Consider the following 16,318-nt stretch of genomic DNA (forward strand, 5'->3'; position numbering starts at 1 on the left):
CACTCACCTTGAGAAGAGCGTGATGGGGTTGATGACATCGGCGGTGACTGTCAGCAGCGTGAACGCGCCACCGATCAGGATCACCGCGTACGTGAACGGCATGAGTTTGAGGTAGTCGACCCGGCCGGGATCCCGGCGGCCGATGCGCGCGTACAGCCAGGAGCGCGCCCGTTCGAACCAGGCGATGGCGATGTGCCCGCCGTCCAGCGGGAGCAACGGCAGCAGGTTGAACACGCCGATGAAGAAGTTCAGCGACACGAAGAGCATGAAGAACACCAGCCAGGCGTTGTTCTCCACGGCCTCGCCGCCGAGCCGGGTGGCGCCGACCACGCTGATCGGGGTGTCCATGTCGCGCTCGCTGCCGGTGATCGCGCTCCACAGCGCGGGCACCTTCTGCGGGATGCGCTGCATGGCGTGCGCGGTCTGCACCGCCATGGTGCCGGTGAAGTCGGCGGTGGCGCCGAACGCGGCGATCGGGCCGTACTCGACCCGCGGCGGGGTGCTCGGCCGCAGGGCCACGCCGAGCGCCGAGACCGACGAGGTGGCGCCCTTCGGGTCGTCCAGCGGCGGGCGCTGCACCGCGGCCAGGTCGACCCGGGCCTCCTGCGACCGGCCGTCGCGCTCGAAGGTGACGGTGGCCGCGCCGGGCGGGGTGGCCCGGACCACGTCGAGCATGTCGCCCCAGGTGGAGACCGGCCGGCCGTTCACCGCGGTGATCCGGTCGCCGTCCTTGAGCTGGGCCTTCTCGGCCGGGCTGGCCGGGTCGTCGGCCTGGCAGGCGCGGGCCGCGTTCTCCACCACGACGCAGGGGGCCAGCGCGATCACGGCCGGCTCCGCCTTGAAGCCGTCCTCGGTGGAGGGGAACTTCGGGTTCGGCAGGCCGGCGGTGATCGCGATGATCCAGAGCGCGATCAGGGCCAGTGCGAAATGGGTGATCGAGCCGGCGGACATCACGATCGTCCGCTTCCAGACCGGGTAGCGCCACATCGCGCGCTTCTCGTCCCCGGGCTCGACGTCGTCGTCCTGCGGCGTCATGCCGACGATCTTGCAGAACCCGCCGAGCGGAATGCCCTTGATGCCGTACTCGGTCTCGCCCCGCTTGAACGACCACAGCGTCGGGCCGAAGCCGACGAAGTAGCGGGTGACCTTCATCCCGAACGCCTTGGCGGTCAGCATGTGCCCCGCCTCGTGCAGGCTCACCGAGATGAGAATCGCCAGGGCGAACAGCACCACCCCGAGCAGATAGCTCATCGAGCTCCTTCCACCGACCCGACGATGATCTCCTGGGCGTGCGCCCGTGCCCACGACTCGGCGGCGAGCACGTCCTCGACGGTACCTGGTTCGTCGAAATCGGGTGCGTCCTCCAACACCCGCTGGAGGGTGTCGACGATGCCGAGGAACGGCAGCCGGCCCGCGACGAACGCGGCCACGCACTCCTCGTTCGCCGCGTTGTAGATCGCCGGGCGGCAGTGTCCCGCCTCACCCGCCGCCTTGGCCAGCGCGACCGCCGGGAACGCCGCGTCGTCCAGCGGGAAGAACTCCCAGGTGTGGGCAGTGGTCCAATCGACCGCAGCGGCCGCCTCGGGCACCCGGTCCGGCCAGCCGATGCCCAGCGCGATGGGCAGCCGCATGTCCGGCGGGCTGGCCTGGGCGAGCGTGGACCCGTCGGTGAACTCGACCATCGAGTGGATCACCGACTGCGGGTGGACCATCACCTCGATGTCGGCGTACGGCACGTCGAACAGCTCGTGCGCCTCGATCACCTCCAGCGCCTTGTTGACCATCGTGGCGGAGTTGATCGTGACGACCGGGCCCATGTTCCAGGTCGGGTGCGCCAGCGCCTGCTCCGGCGTGACGGCGGTCAGCTCGTCGCGCCCCCGCCCCCGGAACGGGCCGCCGCTGGCGGTGACCACCAGCCGCCGCACCTCACCCCGGGCGCCGCCGCGCAGGCACTGCGCCAGCGCGGAGTGCTCGGAATCGACCGGGACGATCTGCCCCGGTCGCGAGACGGCGGCCTTGACCAGCGGGCCGCCGGCGACGAGGGACTCCTTGTTGGCCAGGGCGAGGGTACGCCCGGCGTGCAGCGCGGCCAGCGTCGGCGGCAGGCCCAGCGAGCCGACCACCCCGTTGAGCACCACGTCGCACGGCCACTGCGCCAGCTCGGTCATCGCGTCCGGCCCGGCCACGATCTTGGGCAGTTTGAAGTCGCCGGTGGCCCAGCCGCGCTTGCTCGCCTCGGCGTAGAACGCGAGCTGAAGGTCCTGCGCGGCGGATGCGCGGGCCACGCCGACCGCCTCCACGCCCAGCTCCAGCGCCTGCGCGGCGAGCAACTCCACGTTGCCGCCACCCGCGCCGAGGGCCACCACCCGGAAGCGGTCCGGGTTGCGCTTGACGATGTCGATGGCCTGGGTGCCGATCGAGCCGGTCGAACCGAGCAGCACGAGATCTCGGGGAGTGGTCACCGGACCATTGTTCCCCAGCGCCTCACCCCGGTTCGTCCCGGAGTGCCCGGCGGCATGATCGACTCCACTTCGCCGAGGTGGTGGCATCCCACGCGCCGCGATGCCACCACTTCGGCGAACTGGTGTCGATCACGCCTCGATCGCCTCCTCGACGCTACGGGGACGCGATCGTCCCGTCTGGCGCGGTGAGGTGCTCCAGGTGCCCCAACGGCAGGTGCGGAGGCTGCCACTCCAGGAACATCGCGGTGGCGTCGTCGTCGAGCTGGTCCTGCTGGTAGGCGAGGACGGCGCGCACCAGCCGGCGCATCGTCTCGGGGCTGGGCAGCCGGTCGTTGAGGGCACGCTCGACGAAGTCGACGAGCCGGTCCAGCCCGAACCGTTCCCCGTCGTCGCCCCGGGCGTCGGTGATGCCGTCGGTGTACGCGAGGATGCGGTCGCCCGGGTGCAGCGCCTCCTCGTGCGCCCGCGGGCGCCGCGTCGACAGGTTGCCCAGCCCGAGCGGCAGCGCGGTCGGTCCGGGCAGTGCCCGGACAGCCTTGCCGTCCCGCAGCAGCATGGCGCCGGGGTGGCCGGCGTTGATGATCCGCAGCACGCCGGTCCGCCGGTCGAGTTCGGCGAGCAGCGCGGTCGCGAACAGGCCGGGGTGTTCGGAGCGGACCCACCTGTCGATGCTGATCGCCGTGTCGACCAGGTCGAGACCGGTACGCCGGGCGTTGCGGTACGCGCTGACCACGAGCGAGGCCATCGCGCTCGCCTTGATCCCGTGCCCGCAGGTGTCGAAGAGCCCGACGCTGAGCACGTCACCGTTGAGCGCGTAGTCGAAGATGTCCCCGCCGACGTCGTAACACGGTTCGAGGATGGCGGTGATCACCAGCTCGTCCGTTGCGAAGGTCAGCGGCGGCAGCAGCCCCCACACGGTCTCGGCGGCGACCTGCATCGGCAGGCGGCGGCGAATCCGTTCCACGACGTCGCCGTAGAGCCGGCGGTTCACCAGGACCTGAGCGACGGCGACCGCAACCTCCCAGGCCGGCCGGTCCAGCGCGGGGTCGCCGGCGCGCGACGACACGATCTCCAGTGCCCCCAGCCGTTCGCAGCCGAGCAGCAGGGGCACCCAGAGCCGGTCCGGGCGGTCGGGAGCGCGCTGCACCTGGAGGCAGGTGAACGCCCGGCCGGCCAGCGTCGTCTCGATCGTGAGTTCGTCCCGAGGCGCGCCCGCGCCGACCAGGGGTACGAGCGAGGACTGCGTGTAGTCGGCCAGGTAGATCACGATGTCGGTGGCCCCGATGGCGGGCGCGACCCGGTTCACCAGGAGCGACAGGTCGTCCGGGCCGCCCCGGGCGGCGTGGAGGTGCAGCCAACGCGCTGCGTCGCCACCGTCGACCATCAGTGCCTCCCCCGTATCCCCACCACCGTAGGAGGCCGAGGGCGAACTGCCAACGGCACGGCTCAGGCCGGACGTTCCAGGACGAACGTTTCAACCTCGGCACCGCCGTACCAGTCGGTGCGCACGCCCACGTGCGTCATGCCGAGGCGCCGGGCCACCGCCATCGAAGGGTCGTTCCCGGCCATCACCACCGCGTACACCCTCGGGGTGCCGGTGGCGAACTCGCGCTCCAGCACCGCGCGGGCCGCCTCGGTGGCGTAGCCGTTGCCCTGGGCGTCGGGGTGCAGGTGCCAGCCGACCTCGATGTCGTCGGTCAGCGTGACGCCGTCGCGTCCCGGCAGCGGCTTGAGCAGGATGCTCCCGGCCACCGGCCCGCCGGCGCGCGGCTCGATCGCCCACAGGCCCCAGCGGCCGCCGTACGGCGCCCAGCGTTCGTGCCAGGACCGGACCCGCTCGCGCGCCTCGGACGGGTCGGTCATCCGGCCCTTGCCGCCGCCCAGCCAGCGCATCACCTCGTCCCGGGAGTAGATGTCGTAGATCCGGGCCAGGTCGTCCGGGGACTCGGTCCAGTCCCGGAGCACCAGCCGGTCGGTCGTGGCGATCGTCATGCCGCCGGATCGTAATGCGTGGCGCGGGGCCGTACGGGGAACGAGAGGGCGATGGGCGACGGGTGGGATCGGGCGAAGCGGATCACGGCTGCGGCGTTCCGGCCGGTCCGCGGCCGGGATCTCTCCCTGCACGCCGCCGCGATCACGTTCTACGGCGCGATCGCCGTGGTGCCGGTGGCGCTGCTGGCGATCTGGCTGACCGGGCTGCTCGCCGGGGCGGACCGGGTGCGGCGGCTGACCGGGTACGCGATCGAGACGCTGCCCACCGAGATCGGCGCGCACCGGGCGGCGGCCGCGCTCGTCGACGCCGGGCTGGGGCTGACTCCGCTGCTGGCGCTGGCCTCGCTGCTGCCGGCCTCGCTGTACGGCGAAGGTCTGCGCCGCGCGTTCGTCTCGGTGGCCGAGCCGCGCGCCGAGTCCGGTGCGCTGGTCGGCTGGCGGGGCCGGCTGCTGCTGCTCCCGCTGCTGGCGCCCGCCCCGGCGCTGCTGCTGTCGATCCTGCTGGGGCTGCCGCTGACCACCCGGCTGGTACGCCAGGGCGGCTGGATCGGCGCGCTCGGCGTGGTGCTGTCGTTCCTGGCGGTGTGGCTGGTGCTCACGCCGGTGCTGATCTGGGTGTTCCGGGTGGTCGGCCCGGCCTCCCCGGACTGGCTCGCCACCGTCGTCCTGGGCTCGTTCACGGCAGCGAACCTGTCCGGTTTCCTGCACGGTTTCGTGCTGTTCTGCTCGCTGCCGCTGGACCTGGGCGTGCCGTTCGGCGGCTTCGACGAAATCGGCGGCGGCGTGGCGGTGCTGCTGTGGCTGTACCTGTTCCACGTGATCGTGCTGTCCGGCTATTCCGCGACGCTGGCGGCGAGCCGGTGGCGGGCCGCCCGGGAGGCGGCCCGCGCCTGACGGCTGCGGGTCAGCGCCGGAACGGGCCGCGCACCTCGTACGTGATGCCGCCGGTGCCGGCCCGGGCGCCGCTGGTGCCGCGCTGGGAGGAGAAGTAGAGGCGGCTGCCGTCCGGCGAGAACGCCGGCCCGGTGACCTCCGACTCGGACTGCCCGAGCAGCCGCACGAACGGGGTCACCACACCGGCGGGCGTGATCACGTTGATCTCCATGTTGCCGCCGTCCTCGGCCACGTAGAGGTCGCCGCCGGCGGTGCCGGTGATGTTGTCGACGCCGGTCAGCGGCGCGGCGCCGGCCGGCACCAGCGAGTCGTCGTACGCGAGGTCGAGCCGCTGGTTCACCGCGTCGTACGCCCACACCCGGTTGTCGCCCTTGGTGGTGAACCAGCAGGTGTCGTCGGCGTACCAGCAGCCCTCGCCGCCGTCGAACGTCTGCGCGGCACCCACCTGGTGGCGGGTGGGCACCGGGAACCCGTCCCGGTCCGGCAGGTCCCGCCAGGTCACCGGCCCGGTGACCTGGCCGTCCGGGGCGCAGAGCACCTGCACCCGGCCGGTGCGCAGGTCACCCCAGCTGTCCGGCACGAACCGGTAGAAGCAGCCGTCCGACTCGTCCTCGGTCAGGTAGACCACCCGCCGCCGGGGGTCGCAGGCCGCCGCCTCGTGCTTGAAGCGGCCCATCCGGGTCCGCTCCTCGCCGGCCCGGCCGCCCTCGGGCCAGGTCTCGAAGACCCGGCCCAGCGGCACTTCCTCGCAGGACAGCCACGTCCCCCACGGGGTCGGCCCACCGGCGCAGTTGACGTTCGTGCCGCCGAGGATCCGGTAAGCGGCGGCGATCGCGCCGTCGGCGGCGAACCGTACCGCCGACGCGCCGCCGACGAGCGGCACCTCCGAGTTGGAGACGTAGATCCAGCCGTCGCCGGACGGGAAGCAGGCGCCGCCGTCCGGCGACGGGTGCCAGGTGTACGAGGTGCCGGCGACCCGCTGCCCGGAACGCGCGATCACCCGGCTGGTGAAGCCGGCCGGCAACTGGAGACCGTTGACGTCGGCGGACAGCAGGTCGCCGTACGGGCCGGGGCCGGGCTGGGCGGGCTGGGCCGGTGCGGCCGCGGCGGCCCAGAGACCACCGGCGAAAGCGGCGGCGCCGCCGACGGCTGTGGCACGCAGGACGGTACGACGATCCATCGGGGGTTACCTCCCGGAGGCGGTGGGTGTCCCGTCGACGGTAGGACGGAAATGCATCGACAACTGCCACTATAGGGTGAACGCCCGGTGACGGCCGTCCGGCGTCAGAGGCCCTCGACGTACCGCTTCGCGTCGGCGAGCGACATGTGCGTGTGCTCGCGTACCACCTTGATCGCCTGGATCTTCTCGCCCCGGTGCAGCAGCCGCGCGGCCTCGGCCCGCACCGCGTCGTCGACGCCCTTTCCGGGCGCCGGAGGGCCGGGCGACCAGGACCCGCCGGCCGCCAGCGCGTCCACCGCCTGCTTCGCCTCCAGCAGCGACAGGCCGGTCTGCTCACGCAGCACCTTGACCGCCTCGACCCGGCGCCCCGCGTGGATCAGGCGGAGCACCTCGGCCTGCCCGCCGCCGGCCGGGCGATCCGGGGCGACCAGGTCCCGGGGGCGGTCGCGCCGCAGCACGAGCAGGAGCAGGAACACCACCACGACGAGCGCCACCGCGAGCGCGATCTGGACAGCCGGAGACATGCCGGGAACGGTAGCGCCCCGCTGCGAACCTTCCCGCCCGTGCCCGGCCGCCGCTAGGGTCGCGGCATGAGCGAACGCACCGGGAGCGACGCGAGTGAGCTGCCGTCCCGCGCCGACGTCGTGGTGGTCGGCGCCGGGCACAACGGCCTGGTCTCGGCGATCCTGCTGGCCCGCGCCGGCCTGGACGTGCTGGTGCTGGAGGCGTCCGGGGTGATCGGCGGCGCGACCCGCACCGAGAACCCGTTCCCGAAGGTGCCGGGGCTGCGTCACTCCACCGGGTCGTACCTGCTCGGGCTGATGCCCCCGGAGCTGCTGGCCACGCTCGACGTGACCATCCCGGTACTGCGCCGCGACCCGCACTACTTCCTGCCCACGCCGGGCGGGCTCGGCTCGCCGTACCTGCTGGCGGGCAGCGACGTGGCGGCGAGCCGGCGGCAGCTCGCGGAGATGTTCTCCCCCGCCGACGTGGCAGCCGACGACGCGCTGCACGCCGAGCTGGCCCAGCTGCGGGAGGATCTCGCCCCGGCGTGGCTGGCCGAGCCGCTGCCGGTCGAGGAGACCGCCGAACGCTACGTGCGGCCCGCGCTGCGGCAGGTCTTCGTCGACCTGGTACGCGGCTCGGTGGCCGACCACCTGGCCCGCTTCGACTTCCGCTCCGAGCTGCTGGTCAGCATGTACGCGGTCACCGACGGCCTGTCCGGGCTCAACGCCGGCCCGGACGACCCGGGCACCGGGCACAACTTCCTGGTGCACAACATGTGCCGGCTGCCCGGCGCGGACGGCACCTGGATGATCACCCGGGGCGGCATGGGCACCGTGTCCCGCACGTTCGCCGAGGCCGCCGTGCGCGCGGGCGCGCGGATCGTGGCCGACGCGCCGGTCACCGCCATCCGGCTGACCGGGGGCGCCGCCGCCGGAGTGACACTCGCCGACGGGCGGGAGGTGGACGCCCCGGTGGTGCTCGGCGGCTGTGACCCGTACCGGCTGATGGAGCTGCTGCCCGACGGCGCGCTCCCGGCGGAGCTGAGCACGCGGATGGCGGCGGTCCGCCGCCCCGGCACCACGCTCAAGCTCAACCTGGCGCTGACCGGGCTGCCCCGCTTCTCCTGCCTGCCGGCGGACGCGCCGAGCCCGTTCGGGTCGACCATCCACCTGCTGCCCGGCTCGGCCTCGCTCGTCGGCGACGGCGGCGAGTCGCCGATGGCGGCGCTGCGCGGCATGTGGGCGGACGTGCGGGCCGGGCGGCTGCCGGACGAGCCGACGATCGAGTGGTACCTGCACACCACAGTCGACCCGTCGCTGTCCGACGACGCGGGGCACCACTCGTCGGCGCTGTTCGTCCAGTCGGTCCCCTACGAGCTGGCCGGCACCACCTGGGACGCGGCGCTGCCCGGCTACGTGGAGCGGCTGCTCGCGATCTGCGAACGGTACGCCCCGGGTGCCGGTGACCTGGTCGCGGACGCGGTGCCGCTGCCGCCGCCCGGCATCGAGGCGCACTTCGGCATCACCGGCGGGCACATCCACCACGTCGACAACACGGTGTCGTTCACCGACCGGATGCCGTACGCGACGGGTGTGGACGGCGTGTACGCGGGCAGCGCCGGCTGCCACCCGGCGGGCAGCGTGATCGGCGCGGCCGGGCACAACGCGGCCCGCCGCATCCTCGCCGAGATGTAAGGAAGGGCCCCTTATTAACGCCTCCGGTAGAGGAAGGGCCCCTTCTTAACAACCGCTCACGGCGTGTCGGGCGCCTCCTGGCCGGCGGGCGGGAGATCGCCCGGACCGCGCACCAGGTAGACGCCGACCAGCAGCAGGTACGCCAGCAGGCTCAGCAGCGGGTCGATGAACACGATGGCGAACGCGACCAGGTAGAGCAGCGGGCCGAGCCGGAACCGGCGGGCCACCGCGCTCGCCAGCCTCGGGTCCAGATCCGCGTGCAGCAGCCCGCGGCGGCGCGCCCACCACCAGCTCAGGTTGAAGAAGAGCGCCTCGCCGAGCACCACGCCCACGTACAGCGCGGCGGTCAGCCGCTGGTCGCGTACGGTGCCGCGCAGGTTGTCCGCGAGCAGGTCGGCGGTGAACGGGATCGCCGCCACGAACATCAGCAGCAGCAGGTTCAGCACCAGCAGCATCTGGTCGACCCGGCGGACGTAGCGCCACATGTTGTGGTGGGTCAGCCAGACCTGGCCGACGATGGCGAAGGTGATCACGTACGCCAGGTAGGCCCGCCACTCCTGCACGAGCACCGCGGCCAGCCCGTCGTCCTGCGGCAGGTCCGGGTCGAACGCCAGCAGTTCGACGGCCATCAGGGTGAGCACGATGGCGATCACCGCGTCGCTGAACGCCTCCACCCGCGAGGCGTCCCGCGCCATCTCGCTGCCGCGCCCGAACCGGTACACCGGTTCCCTGTCCGCACCCGTCACGCCGCCCCCTCACGACCGATGGTCGCGTGCCGGGGGCGGCGTGCGGGGCGAAACCGTCAGACGGCCGGCGCCGAGGTCTCCGCGTCCGCGCGGTGCGCCCGGATCTTGTGCCCGACGCTGGTCAGGCAGCGGCCGCTGGCCAGGTCGAACTTCCAGCCGTGCAGCTGGCAGGTCAGCTGGTCGCCGTCGACGATGCCGAACCGGCTCAGGTCCGCCTTCAGGTGCGGGCAGCGCCGCTGCACCACCCAGCCGTCGAGCGTGATGTCCTCGGCGTCGACGGCCCGCTCGTGCTCGTCGTACCAGCCCTCGGCGTACTGGAGGCGCTCCTCGGAGAGGCACTTGAAGAAGGCGTAGACGAACTCGTTGTACTGGCCGATGCGGGCCGCCGAGAAGCGGCACGACAGGAACAGCGAGTTGACCCAGTCGACCTCGCCGATGTGCAGCAGGTGCTCGATCAGCGCCCGCTCGGTACGGAAGCGGTAGCGGACCTTCTCGTCCGCGTACGGCCGGACCTCCTTGCCCGGGAAGTCCACCACGATCGACTCGACCTCGGAGCCGTCGTAGCCGACCAGGTCGAAGCGGACCGGCCCGCCGACGCCCTTGGCCAGGTAGATCGACTCGTCCAGCAGCGGCTCGATCCGGCGCTTCATCTCACCCAGCACGTCGACCTCGGGGTGCCGCCAGGACGCCTTCTCGGCCTCGATGACGCCGCGCTTGCGCTCCCGCATCTCCTCCAGGTGGGCGACCTTGTTCGCGAAGAACTCCTCCACCGGCACCGGGTGCGTGGTGGTCGCGCCCTCGGTGGTGATCTCCGAGACGCTGCCCGGCAGCAGCACGATGCCGTTGATGCCGCCGACCTTGGCGTACTCGGACAGGAACACCGACTGGTCGGGGAAGATGTTGCCCTCGTCGCCGAAGATGTCGTTGAACTGCCACAGCTCGTCGTCGAGGAAGCACGGCGGGCCGGCGATCGGGAAGACGTGGTCGGCCTTCAGGTCGTCGATGTAGCGCCACGTGCGGTCGAACTGCCGGTCCCGCTTCTGCTTGCCGAACGCGGTCTTCGCCGCCTGCGGCAGCTCGTAGACCATCGGGTACCAGATCGCGCCGGAGAACTGCAGCATGTGCGCGTGCACGTGGCCCAGCTCGGCGAAGACGCTCAGGTCGGTCGGGCGGGCGTCGTTCTGGTTGAGCAGCCGGACGCCGTCGTACTCGACCCAGAGCGAGGAGTCGCCGATCGGGCCGTCGGTCGGGCTGGTCAGCGCCTGGATCATGATCTTCAGGCCGCCGGGCAACTCCACGACCTGCTCGTTCGGGGCCTTGAGGAACTTGGTGAAGCCCAGCTCCCGGAACTCGTCCTCCATCTCCGAGGTGGGGAACTCGGGGAGCAGGACGGTGGCGTCCTTGGACACGAAGTCGCGCAGGTGCTTGGCGTCGAAGTGGTCCCGGTGCAGGTGCGACACGTACAGGTAGTCGACCTGGCCGAGGGTCTCCCAGTCGAGCAGGGAATTGTCCGGGAAGGGGAACCACGAGGCGAAGTAGGCGGGATTGACCCACGGGTCGCACAGGATGCTGCCCGCGGCCGTGTCGATCCGCATGCTGGCATGGCCCGTACCGGTCACTCGCACCGCAGTCCCCCTCAAAAAGGCATCAGGTGTACGTCAAGACGCTACCGGAGGCAGTGTGCTCGCCGTCCCGCGACGCCGGTAGTGCCCAACCGCCCCGACCCGGACGGGACCTACGGCCCGGGTCATGCGACAACCACGCTGTCGCCCGCCCGGGTCATCAAGCGCACCGGAGGCCGGACCCTGCGCCGGGGCCGGTTGAGGGCGTGCCAGACTGATCGGAGATCCGATCGCGAGGGAAGGACCGACAGTGGCAGGAGACGAGCCGGTAACCGCGCCAGATCAGCACAAGCCCGGGCACCGCAAGTCCGGACGGATCGGCGCGTTGCTGTCGGCGCTGGTCTTGGTTCTGATGGCGCTCTGCGGGATCGAGGAGGGCCGGGTGGAGCACATCTGGCTGTTCGGGATCGCCGGGCTGCTGGTCGCCATCGTCATCGGCGACGCCGTGCTGCGCCGCAACGGCCTGCGGTCCTGACGAGCGGCGCAAACGGTACGCGGAAGGGCCCACCCCTCGCGGGGTGGGCCCTTCGTCGTCGGGTGCGGGTCAGCGGCCGAGCAGGATGTCCTGCACGTCCTTGAGCGCGGCGTCGACCTCGGCCTCGAAGTAGCCGCCGGGCACCAGCCCGAAACGCAGCGTGTCGAGGTCCTTCGGGTTCACCGGCATCGGGTTGCGGCCCTGCATGCCGCCGAGCAGCGTGTCGAAGAACCGGTCGACCTGGTCCGGGTCGTACCCGCTGCCGAACCGGCGGACCTGGAAGCTGCGCCGGATCTGGTCGACCCGGTAGAGGTCGCTGCCGGGCGGGCCGGCCATCGGCGGGCCCACCATCGGCGGACCGGCGACCGGCGGGGTCACCAGCGGCGGGCCGGTCATCGAAGGGCCGGGGCCGTAACCCTGGTCCGGCGGCCCGTAACCGGGCTCCGGCGCGCCGTAGCCCTGCTGCGGCAGCGCGGGCGGGCCACCCGGGCCACGACCACGCAGCTCACGCTCGGGCATGCGGATCTCGGCGGTCATGTCGGCACGCCCGCGCCGGCCGGCCTCGAAGCCGTCGAAGCGCTCCTCCTGGCCGTACCCGCCGGGGCCGCTGTCCTGGCCGTACCCGCCGCTGTCCTGGCCGTAGCCGCCCGGACCGGTGTCCTGGCCGTAGCCGCCCGGACCGGTGTCCTGGCCGTAGCCGCCGGGGCCGGGCGGCAGGCCACGCGGCGGCGGGCCGCCGTGCCCGATCGGCGCGCCCGGGCCCATCGGGCCTGGGCCGCCCGGGCCACGCGGGCCGTCGTAGCCACCGCGCGGGCCGTCGTACCCGCCGGCGAACGCGCCGGTCGGCTCGTCGTAGCGGCTGCCGTAGCGGTCGGCGGGCGGGCCGGGCTGGGCCGGCATCTGCCGGGGCGGCATCGGCGGCTGCGGCACCGGCGACATGCCCCTGTCGTCGCGCATCGGCGGGCCGAGCCGGTCGGGAATCCGGGGGTCGCCACCGCGCCCGGCGGGGGCGCCACCGCGCTCCTCCAGCTCGGCGAGCTGCCGCTCGACCCGGTCGAGGTGCAGGTCCACCTGCCACTCGTCGTAGCCGTTGAAGCGGACCCGGAAGACGACGTCGTGGACCTCCTGGGAGGCCACGGGCGCGCCGACCGGCTGACCGGCGAGTGTCGCCTCGACTCGGTCCAGGAAGGCGTCGACCTCGTCGACCTTGTATCCCCGGCGGAGCGCCTTACGCCGGAAACGCTGACCCTGACTCGCCACTATGTCTCCTGGTCTCGTACCGCTACGCCGTTGCCGCGCGTGAGTCGCCGTCCGTGTCCCCGGCGGCGGCGAGCTGGCCACACGCCCCGTCGATCTCGCGTCCCCGGGTGTCCCGCACGGTGGTCGACACCCCGGCGTCGCGCAACCGCCGGACGAACTCCCGCTCGACCGGCTTCGGGCTGGCGTCCCAGCGGCTGCCCGGAGTCGGGTTGAGCGGGATCAGGTTCACGTGGGCCAGCTTGCCGGCCAACAGCCGCCCGAGCAGATCTGCTCTCCACGGCTGGTCGTTCACGTCCTTGATCATCGCGTATTCGATGGACACGCGACGCCCCGTCGTGGCCGCGTAGTCCCACGCCGCGTCCAGCACCTCGGACACCTTCCAGCGCTGGTTGACCGGGACGAGTTCGTCGCGCAGCTCATCATCGGGGGCATGCAGCGACAACGCAAGGGTCACGGAGAGGTCTTCGCTGGCCAGTCGCCGGATCGCCGGGACCAGCCCGACCGTGGAGACGGTGATGTGCCGCTGCGACAGGCCCAGGCCCTCCGGCGCCGGAGCGACCAGCCGGCGGATCGCCGCCACCACCCGCGAGTAGTTGGCCAGCGGCTCGCCCATGCCCATGAACACCACGTGCGACAGCCGCGGCGGCGAGCCGGACACCGCGCCGGAGGCGGCCACCCCGGCCAGGTAGACCGCCTGGTCGACGATCTCGGCGGTGGACAGGTTGCGGGTCAGGCCGGCCTGGCCGGTCGCGCAGAACGGGCAGGCCATGCCGCACCCGGCCTGGCTGGAGATGCAGACGGTCACCCGGTCCGGGTAGCCCATCAGCACGCTCTCCACGAGCGAGCCGTCGTGCAGCCGCCAGAGCGCCTTACGGGTCGCGCCGTCGTCGCAGGCCAGCTCGCGTACCGGGGTGAGCAGGGTGGGCAGCAGCTCACCCGCCAGCCGCTCCCGGGTCGCCGCCGGCAGGTCGGTCATCCGCTCCGGGTCGCGCACCAGGCGGCCGAAGTAGTGGTTGGAGACCTGCTTGGCGCGGAACGCCGGCTCGCCCAGCTCGGTGACGAGCGCCTGCCGGCCGGACAGGTCCAGGTCGGCGAGGTGGCGCGGAGGCATCGAGGGTCGGCGGCCGCGGGCGTCGGGGTCTACGGAGATCAGCGGGAGACTCGTCATGGCGCGTCCAGTCTGACACGCTCCCGCCCGGACGCACCCGTCCGTACGTGTCGAATCGCCCCCGGCCGCCCGGCCCGCCGCGGGTCTCCGCCGTGACGCATACCTCAGCTCACCACCGGGACGAACACGGCGAGCAGAAGGTAGGCCACCGGCACCGCGAACAGGATCGAGTCGAGCCGGTCCATCAGACCGCCGTGCCCGGGCAGCAGGTTGCTCATGTCCTTGACGCCGAGATCCCGCTTGATCATCGACTCGGCGAGGTCGCCGAGCACCGCGGAGACCGAGATCGCCATCCCGAACAGCGCGCCCCACCAGGGCGCCACGTCGAACAACACCCACAGCAGCACCGCGCTGCCCGCCGCCGCGGCGGTCACCGAGCCGGCGAAGCCCTCCCAGGACTTCTTCGGGCTGATCGTGGGCGCCATCGGGTGCTTGCCGAACGACACGCCGGCCGCGTACCCGCCGGTGTCGGAGAGCACCACCGCGACGAGCGTCACCAGGACCCGCAGGTGCCCGTCGCCCGGCGCCGCCGCGAGCATGGCCGCGAACCCGGCGAGGAACGGCACGTACACCGCGATCAGGGTGGCCGCAGTGAGGTCGCGCTGGTAGTTGCCCGGCCCGTCGCCCAGCCGCCAGATCATCGTGCCGAGCACCGTGACCAGCAGGCCGAGGCAGAGCGCGTCCGGGCCGGCGAACCACGCCAGGCCCACCGTGATCACGCCACCGGCGACCAGCGGCGCCAGCGGCGGGTGGGCGCCGCTGCGGCGTACCGCGCGGGCCATCTCCCAGATGCCGATCCCGACCGCGGTCGCCAGCACGGCCAGGAACGCCGGCATGAAGAAGAACAGCGGCACCACCACCGCGGCGCCGAGGGCCACCCCGACGCCGATCGCGGCCGGCAGGTTGCGCCCCGCCCGGGACGTCGTCGGCGTGGTGGTCGGCGGACGCTCGGCGCTCGCCCGCCGTCGCCCCCGACCCCGGCGACCGGGCGGCGGCTCGGGCTCGGGCTCGTCGCGTACCGCCGGGATCTGGTCGGTGGGCTCGTCGCGCACCGGCGCGATCTGCGCGGTCGGGTACTCGTCGTCGCGGGCCGGCGCACCCCACGGGCCGCGGCGCTCCGGCCCGTCGGGCCGGCCGCGGTCGCCGGCCGGCGGTCCGTCGTACCGGCCCGGTCCGTCGTGGCGCCGACCGCTGTTCGGGTACGGCCCGGCGTACGTGTCCGGGGCGGCGTACGTGTCCGGGGCGGCGTACGTGTCCGGGGCGGCGTACGTGTCCGGGGCGGCGCCGGGGCGGGCGTAGCCGCCCGGCTCGGTCGGGTGGGTGGGCGCCGCCGGAGCGGGCCGCCAGGGGCCCGGCTCCAGATCGGTGTCCGGCCAGGGCAGAGCGGGGGCCGGACGGTCCCAGCCACGCGGCTCGGTGCTGCCGTAGGGGTCGGGGTGGGACATCACGCACCGGCAGCCGGTACGAGAGCCACCACATGACGCAAGACCAAAACCATCCCCTACCGGCGTGAGACTTCTGTTGACCGACCGACGGCCGGGCGACCCCCGCCGTTCACCCCGTGGTGGCCGGGAATCGTGCCGAGCCTACTGCACCCGCCGGAGCCCCGAGGGTCTGCGCCGCCGGGCACGACGACGGCACCGGGCCGCCGCCCGTGCGGGCGACGGCGGCGGTGCCGTGCGGGGTACGCGCGCGCTCAGACCTCGAGCAGCTCGTTCTCCTTGTGCTTGACCAGCTCGTCGACGGTAGCGACGAAACGCTGGGTCAGGTCGTCCAGCTCCTTCTCCGCGCGCCGGCCCTCGTCCTCGCCGACCTCGCCGTCCTTGACCAGGCGGTCCAGCTCCTCCTTGGCCTTGCGGCGGATGTTGCGGACGGCGACCTTGGCCTCCTCGCCCTTCTGCCGGGCGACCTTGATCATCTCCCGGCGCCGCTCCTCGGTCATCTGCGGCAGGACGATGCGGAGCTGGTTGCCCTCGTTGTTCGGGTTGGCCCCGAGGTCCGAGTCGCGGATCGCCTTCTCCATGGCGCCCAGCTGCGAGTTGTCGTACGGCTTGATGATCACCATGCGGGGCTCGGGCACCGCGATGGAGGCCATCTGCGGCAGCGGGGTCGGGCTGCCGTAGTAGTCGATGACGATCCGGGAGAACATGGCGGCGTTGGCGCGACCGGTACGGATCCCGCCGAACTCCTCCTTGGCGTGCTCGATGGCACGCTCCATCTTCTCCTCCGCCTCGAGGAGGGTGTCGTCGATCACCGGTCTCCTCGCCTCCTTCTGTCGCTCGTCGTGGGTAGTGCGGGTGCCGCCGTGGCAGAGGGAC

General features: G+C 72.7%; 15 protein-coding genes. 3 read left to right on the forward strand and 12 right to left on the reverse strand.

Features of this window, described 5'->3' with window-relative positions:
• Nucleotides 1-3 precede the first annotated feature (3 nt).
• The 4 genes from O7542_RS18835 to O7542_RS18850 all read right to left on the reverse strand — a co-directional run bounded on the left by O7542_RS18835 (nt 4) and on the right by O7542_RS18850 (nt 4,454).
• On the reverse strand, nt 4-1,251 hold the full coding sequence (locus O7542_RS18835) for a site-2 protease family protein (protein ID WP_030504229.1): 1,248 nt from the start codon (nt 1,249-1,251) through the stop codon (nt 4-6).
• The gene (gene dxr, locus O7542_RS18840) at nt 1,248-2,462 is read right to left on the reverse strand and encodes a 1-deoxy-D-xylulose-5-phosphate reductoisomerase (protein ID WP_210883387.1); all 1,215 of its coding nucleotides are present in this window, start codon (nt 2,460-2,462) and stop codon (nt 1,248-1,250) included. Before dxr ends, O7542_RS18835 begins: the two co-directional genes overlap by 4 nt.
• Before the next feature lie 154 nt (nt 2,463-2,616).
• On the reverse strand, nt 2,617-3,846 hold the full coding sequence (locus tag O7542_RS18845; RefSeq protein ID WP_281604968.1) for a PP2C family protein-serine/threonine phosphatase: 1,230 nt from the start codon (nt 3,844-3,846) through the stop codon (nt 2,617-2,619).
• A gap of 62 nt (nt 3,847-3,908) precedes the next feature.
• On the reverse strand, nt 3,909-4,454 hold the full coding sequence (locus O7542_RS18850; RefSeq protein WP_043325869.1) for a GNAT family N-acetyltransferase: 546 nt from the start codon (nt 4,452-4,454) through the stop codon (nt 3,909-3,911).
• A 51-nt stretch (nt 4,455-4,505) separates the two neighbouring features.
• On the opposite strand from O7542_RS18850, the gene O7542_RS18855 reads away from it, so the two are divergent.
• A complete protein-coding gene (locus O7542_RS18855) occupies nt 4,506-5,348 on the forward strand; it encodes a YhjD/YihY/BrkB family envelope integrity protein (protein ID WP_274477599.1) in 843 nt (280 codons plus the stop codon).
• A 10-nt stretch (nt 5,349-5,358) separates the two neighbouring features.
• Here the strand turns inward: O7542_RS18855 and O7542_RS18860 are convergent, their stop codons facing one another.
• A complete protein-coding gene (locus O7542_RS18860) occupies nt 5,359-6,528 on the reverse strand; it encodes an alkaline phosphatase PhoX (protein WP_274477598.1) in 1,170 nt (389 codons plus the stop codon).
• Nucleotides 6,529-6,632: 104 nt separating this feature from the next.
• The gene (locus O7542_RS18865; protein ID WP_043325875.1) at nt 6,633-7,052 is read right to left on the reverse strand and encodes a 50S ribosomal protein L7/L12; all 420 of its coding nucleotides are present in this window, start codon (nt 7,050-7,052) and stop codon (nt 6,633-6,635) included.
• 66 nt (nt 7,053-7,118) lie between these two features.
• Between O7542_RS18865 and O7542_RS18870 the strand changes: the two genes are divergently transcribed.
• Nucleotides 7,119-8,729: an NAD(P)/FAD-dependent oxidoreductase gene (locus O7542_RS18870; protein ID WP_281604969.1), complete on the forward strand. Its 1,611-nt coding sequence runs from the start codon at nt 7,119-7,121 to the stop codon at nt 8,727-8,729.
• Between the two features lie 56 nt (nt 8,730-8,785).
• Here the strand turns inward: O7542_RS18870 and O7542_RS18875 are convergent, their stop codons facing one another.
• Both O7542_RS18875 and O7542_RS18880 read right to left on the reverse strand, forming a co-directional pair.
• Complete coding sequence (locus tag O7542_RS18875) at nt 8,786-9,424, reverse strand: TMEM175 family protein (protein WP_051611534.1); 639 nt, start codon at nt 9,422-9,424, stop codon at nt 8,786-8,788.
• 107 nt (nt 9,425-9,531) lie between these two features.
• Entirely contained in the window at nt 9,532-11,100 is a 1,569-nt protein-coding gene (locus O7542_RS18880) for a Rieske 2Fe-2S domain-containing protein (protein ID WP_281604970.1), read from the reverse strand.
• Nucleotides 11,101-11,347: 247 nt separating this feature from the next.
• Here O7542_RS18880 and O7542_RS18885 point away from each other — a divergent pair, with 247 nt between their 5' ends.
• Nucleotides 11,348-11,572, forward strand: coding sequence for a hypothetical protein (locus O7542_RS18885; protein WP_082931019.1), 225 nt, complete (start codon nt 11,348-11,350; stop codon nt 11,570-11,572).
• A gap of 69 nt (nt 11,573-11,641) precedes the next feature.
• Here the strand turns inward: O7542_RS18885 and O7542_RS18890 are convergent, their stop codons facing one another.
• The 4 genes from O7542_RS18890 to frr form a co-directional block, all read right to left on the reverse strand.
• Nucleotides 11,642-12,832: a DivIVA domain-containing protein gene (locus O7542_RS18890; RefSeq protein WP_281604971.1), complete on the reverse strand. Its 1,191-nt coding sequence runs from the start codon at nt 12,830-12,832 to the stop codon at nt 11,642-11,644.
• Nucleotides 12,833-12,854: 22 nt separating this feature from the next.
• On the reverse strand, nt 12,855-14,000 hold the full coding sequence (gene rlmN, locus O7542_RS18895; protein WP_104113933.1) for a 23S rRNA (adenine(2503)-C(2))-methyltransferase RlmN: 1,146 nt from the start codon (nt 13,998-14,000) through the stop codon (nt 12,855-12,857).
• Nucleotides 14,001-14,104: 104 nt separating this feature from the next.
• Complete coding sequence (locus O7542_RS18900) at nt 14,105-15,445, reverse strand: phosphatidate cytidylyltransferase (protein ID WP_281604972.1); 1,341 nt, start codon at nt 15,443-15,445, stop codon at nt 14,105-14,107.
• 251 nt (nt 15,446-15,696) lie between these two features.
• Nucleotides 15,697-16,254 (reverse strand): ribosome recycling factor, encoded by a 558-nt coding sequence (gene frr, locus O7542_RS18905; RefSeq protein ID WP_043325889.1) that lies wholly within the window; start codon nt 16,252-16,254, stop codon nt 15,697-15,699.
• Nucleotides 16,255-16,318 lie beyond the last annotated feature (64 nt).

The sequence above is a fragment of the Micromonospora sp. WMMC264 genome (genome assembly GCF_027497275.1).
Taxonomy (GTDB): Bacteria; Actinomycetota; Actinomycetes; order Mycobacteriales; family Micromonosporaceae; genus Micromonospora; species Micromonospora chalcea.

Bases quoted from the DNA above. Each gene is read 5' to 3' on its own strand.
- O7542_RS18875 (WP_051611534.1), bottom strand. From the start codon at position 9,424: ATGGCGCGGGACGCCTCGCGGGTGGAGGCGTTCAGCGACGCGGTGATC.
- O7542_RS18850 (WP_043325869.1), bottom strand. From the start codon at position 4,454: ATGACGATCGCCACGACCGACCGGCTGGTGCTCCGGGACTGGACCGAG.
- O7542_RS18855 (WP_274477599.1), top strand. From the start codon at position 4,506: ATGGGCGACGGGTGGGATCGGGCGAAGCGGATCACGGCTGCGGCGTTC.
- O7542_RS18865 (WP_043325875.1), bottom strand. From the start codon at position 7,052: ATGTCTCCGGCTGTCCAGATCGCGCTCGCGGTGGCGCTCGTCGTGGTG.
- O7542_RS18900 (WP_281604972.1), bottom strand. From the start codon at position 15,445: ATGTCCCACCCCGACCCCTACGGCAGCACCGAGCCGCGTGGCTGGGAC.
- O7542_RS18845 (WP_281604968.1), bottom strand. From the start codon at position 3,846: ATGGTCGACGGTGGCGACGCAGCGCGTTGGCTGCACCTCCACGCCGCC.
- rlmN (WP_104113933.1), bottom strand. From the start codon at position 14,000: ATGACGAGTCTCCCGCTGATCTCCGTAGACCCCGACGCCCGCGGCCGC.
- O7542_RS18835 (WP_030504229.1), bottom strand. From the start codon at position 1,251: ATGAGCTATCTGCTCGGGGTGGTGCTGTTCGCCCTGGCGATTCTCATC.
- O7542_RS18870 (WP_281604969.1), top strand. From the start codon at position 7,119: ATGAGCGAACGCACCGGGAGCGACGCGAGTGAGCTGCCGTCCCGCGCC.
- O7542_RS18860 (WP_274477598.1), bottom strand. From the start codon at position 6,528: ATGGATCGTCGTACCGTCCTGCGTGCCACAGCCGTCGGCGGCGCCGCC.